Below are 3,509 nucleotides of genomic sequence, written 5' to 3' on the forward strand. Positions count from 1 at the left end.
AATAGCTGTTGAGATGGCTGGTACCACACCCTCGATAAAGACAAGAGCTTCTTTGTCAAAGTGGTAACCGTGTTGTGTAGCCTCCCACTTTTGAACTTCCTTAATTAACTCTTCACTGGCATAGGTATAGCCATAAACCAGTTGATCCGCATAAGTTTGCACGGCTTGGCGGATTTCAGGCAAGACCACAAAGTCCATATCCGCTATCCAAGCTGGTAGGACTTCACTATCCGTTTCTGTTTCTTTCCATTTATAGGTATGGTGCCCTAAACGGTTGGGCAGGCTTGTAAAATCATATTTTCCCATCTTTATCTTATCCTTCCAAGGCTTGGCGCAAATCTGCAATCAAATCTCTAGCATCCTCAATCCCAATTGACAAGCGCAAGAGATCATCTGTCAAACCATAAGAATGGCGTACTTCTGCTGGAATATCAGCGTGAGTTTGCGTCGTTGGATAAGTAATGAGACTTTCTACCCCACCTAAACTTTCCGTCAAAGAGAAGACCTTGAGACTGTTACAAAACATGAGGAATACGTGTTTCACTCCGCTTAACGTTTAAAAGGAAATCACTCCCCCCTCGACCAGTGTAGAGAACTTCCTTAACTGCTGGAGAATCCTTCAAAAAGGCAACCACTTCTTTGGCGTTAGCTGTTGAGCGCTCCATACGAAGAGACAAGGTCTTGAGACCACGAATCAATTGATAACTGTCAAATGGAGACAAGACTGCTCCTGTCGTATTGAGATTGTAAAAGAGTTTCTCGTATAGTTCTAAACTATTGGTCACAACCACTCCAGCCAAGACATCATTGTGCCCTGCTAGATACTTAGTCGCTGAATGAAGAACGATATCTGCCCCATCTTCAATCGGACGTTGGTAAATTGGGCTGTAGAAGGTATTGTCCACCACCACTTTGGCACCCTTAGCATGAGCCAATTTGGCTAGTTTTTCGATATCAAATTCCAACATCAAGGGATTGGTTGGCGTTTCGATATAGAGAACATCCACGTCCTTTTCTAACTCAGCAATCAACTCTTCTTCTGTATTGGCATAAGTAAAATGGAAACGGCCTTCCTGCTCCACTTGATTGAACCAGCGGAAAGAACCACCATAAAGGTCACGCACTGCTAAAACCTTACTACCTACTGGAAAGACGCTAAAGGCCAATACAATTGCTGACATCCCTGAGCTAGTCGCTAGAGCATAGTCTGCTGATTCAATAGCTGCCAAGACTTCCTCAGCCTTACTACGAGTTGGGTTTTTAGTACGCGTATAGTCAAAGCCAGTTGACTGACCAAACTCTGGATGCTGATAAGTCGTTGAAAAATGAAGCGGTGTCACCAATGCACCTGTCGCTTCATCTGATTTGATACCCGCCTGGGCCAAAATTGTGTTAATGTGTAATTCCTTGCTCATACAATACCTCCAAATCTATAGTAACTATTGTACCACTTATTTTCATCAACTCATTTTCTTCTTTTCAAGAGCTAGTTATAGTTTCAAACTATAGACTTAGCTAGTAAAACTAAAAAGAATCCAGAAAACTTTCCAGATTCTTTTGTGACGATGATTGCTAGGGCTTACTTAGACTGAAAGAAATCCTGTTGGGCTAAATAGTCATAATGCTCTTTGTTAAATTGATATTGGCCCACATGCTGACTAATCTGACCGACATCCACGGAAAAAATGTAGTTTTCATTTTGATAGTGCCAGTTCAACCTAACTGTATTCAAAACTGTCTTATAAGTAAAATCTTGAACTTGATTCCAAAGCATCTCTACGACTTGATTAGAACGATTTTCAGTTACATCACTGATGTCCATCAAGTAGATTCCCTTAGGCGTGAATGCCAGAATCTTAGGCTTCACACTCGACTGAACATAGTAGGAACCACCTATAATGAAAAAATCAATAAAGGATTTGAACCATGTCTTTTTCTTGAAAGCCATCAGAAAATTCTTTTGCCCTTCAATGCGACAAGTTGAAAGAAATGATGCAATCTGTTTTTCTGTTGCAAACTCCATAATAGCGCCCATGATGTTACCTCCATAACGATTAGTAAATAGGCAGATAAGGACTCTTCACATAAAAGAAGAACTTATCATTTGTTGCGTTTTATCTTACTTTTTCAGTAGACGGCATCCCTCCTATAACATTACCCTAGCATATGCATACTTCAATCAACATTGGGTAGATTTTCGAAAATAGCGTCTCACATTTATGTTATATTCATTATAACATAAACTCAAGAAACAAAGAAAAAAATGTGAGATTTTTCTTCCAAATTTACTATCATTCTATTAAAAAACGACAGCTTCCTTCGAAACCATCGTTTTTCTTGAAAAATCCTTATTTGACATGTTTTGCCAATTCTTCTTGGGCTTTTTTATTAGATTCTTCTTTTTCTTTAAACCATTTTTCTCTGGCTTTTGCATATTCGTCTGTTGTGACAATCTTATCTTGTACTTTGAGGTATTTATAGGATTCAACCCCTTTATTACCAGCCAATGAATAAGGTGCTGAGAAAGGAACGAGTTTTCTCAATCCAGGTGTTCCACCTAATGAAACATTTGGAATCGCTAAAGAACTATCTATCAACCATGCTTGAATATCAGCATACTTTTCATAACGTTTGGCTGGGTCTTGCTCCTTATTAGCCTCTTCCAACATTTGAGTATAAGTGTCAAGTCCAACTGCCTTAGCCTTGTCATTGTCTTCACCAGGCTCTAGTCCAAGATTTTGTAGAACCCCACCATTCTTGACGCTAAAGATATCAAGATAGCTAGATGGATCGAGATAGTCCGCACTCCAACCACCATTGTAAAGGTCGTAGTCTTTCTGAGCAGCAGTCTGAGCAAGGTAACTTGAGTTATCATGGTCCTCTGTTGATAACTGTTGGATATCGATAACGACGTTCTCCGTACCTAAAGCTGCTTCAATAGATTGCTTCATAGAGCTTACTTCTTGAATCCCCTTCTTAGAAGCTTGGTCAACTATCGTGTCCAAATGAATAGGGAAGGTTACTCCCTTGGCTTCTAGCTCTTTCTTGGCCTCAGCAAATTTAGCCTTGGCTTTCTCAGGATTGTAGTAAGGGTCTTGACCATCCGCAAAGTTGATGCCTTGCCATTCCTTACCATAATTGACCATCTTAGAGGCTACTACTTCACCAAAATCTTTTCCTTTGATACTTACAAAGGTTGGAGGAACAACCAAGTTACGCAAAATCTTAGTCGCTCCGTCTTCTCCCTGAGTCTGAGCCCCATAGGAGGTACGATCATAAGCAAAGTTAATGGCTTGACGGAAGTTTTTATTAAGAACTGCTTCCTGAGTTGATTTCTTTTCAATGTCGGTCGTCTTAGAAGTAAATTTATAAGCTTGTCTATCTAGGTTAAAATTCCAGTAATAAGACGTAGCATCCTGCATACTGTAGATGATATCATCTTTGTATTTTTCTTTAATCCCTTCAAAACTTGAACTGTTTGGATAGAGACGAGCATAACTGTAAGCCCC

General features: G+C 39.9%; 2 protein-coding genes and 2 pseudogenes. All 4 read right to left on the minus strand.

Annotated elements, in window-relative coordinates; all coding sequences use genetic code 11:
• A pseudogene (locus SMIDD26_RS06245) lies at positions 1-306 on the minus strand (cysteine desulfurase); the annotation flags it as partial.
• A gap of 7 nt (positions 307-313) precedes the next feature.
• Positions 314-1,415, minus strand: a pseudogene (locus SMIDD26_RS06250) (cystathionine gamma-synthase).
• A 164-nt stretch (positions 1,416-1,579) separates the two neighbouring features.
• Complete coding sequence (locus SMIDD26_RS06255) at positions 1,580-2,035, minus strand: hypothetical protein (RefSeq protein ID WP_061439551.1); 456 nt, start codon at positions 2,033-2,035, stop codon at positions 1,580-1,582.
• 313 nt (positions 2,036-2,348) lie between these two features.
• Positions 2,349-3,509: ABC transporter substrate-binding protein (locus SMIDD26_RS12995; RefSeq protein ID WP_246746949.1), on the minus strand; the 1,161-nt coding region annotated here is incomplete at its 5' end.

This window comes from Streptococcus mitis (genome assembly GCF_001579035.1).
In the GTDB taxonomy this organism is placed as follows: domain Bacteria; phylum Bacillota; class Bacilli; order Lactobacillales; family Streptococcaceae; genus Streptococcus; species Streptococcus mitis_J.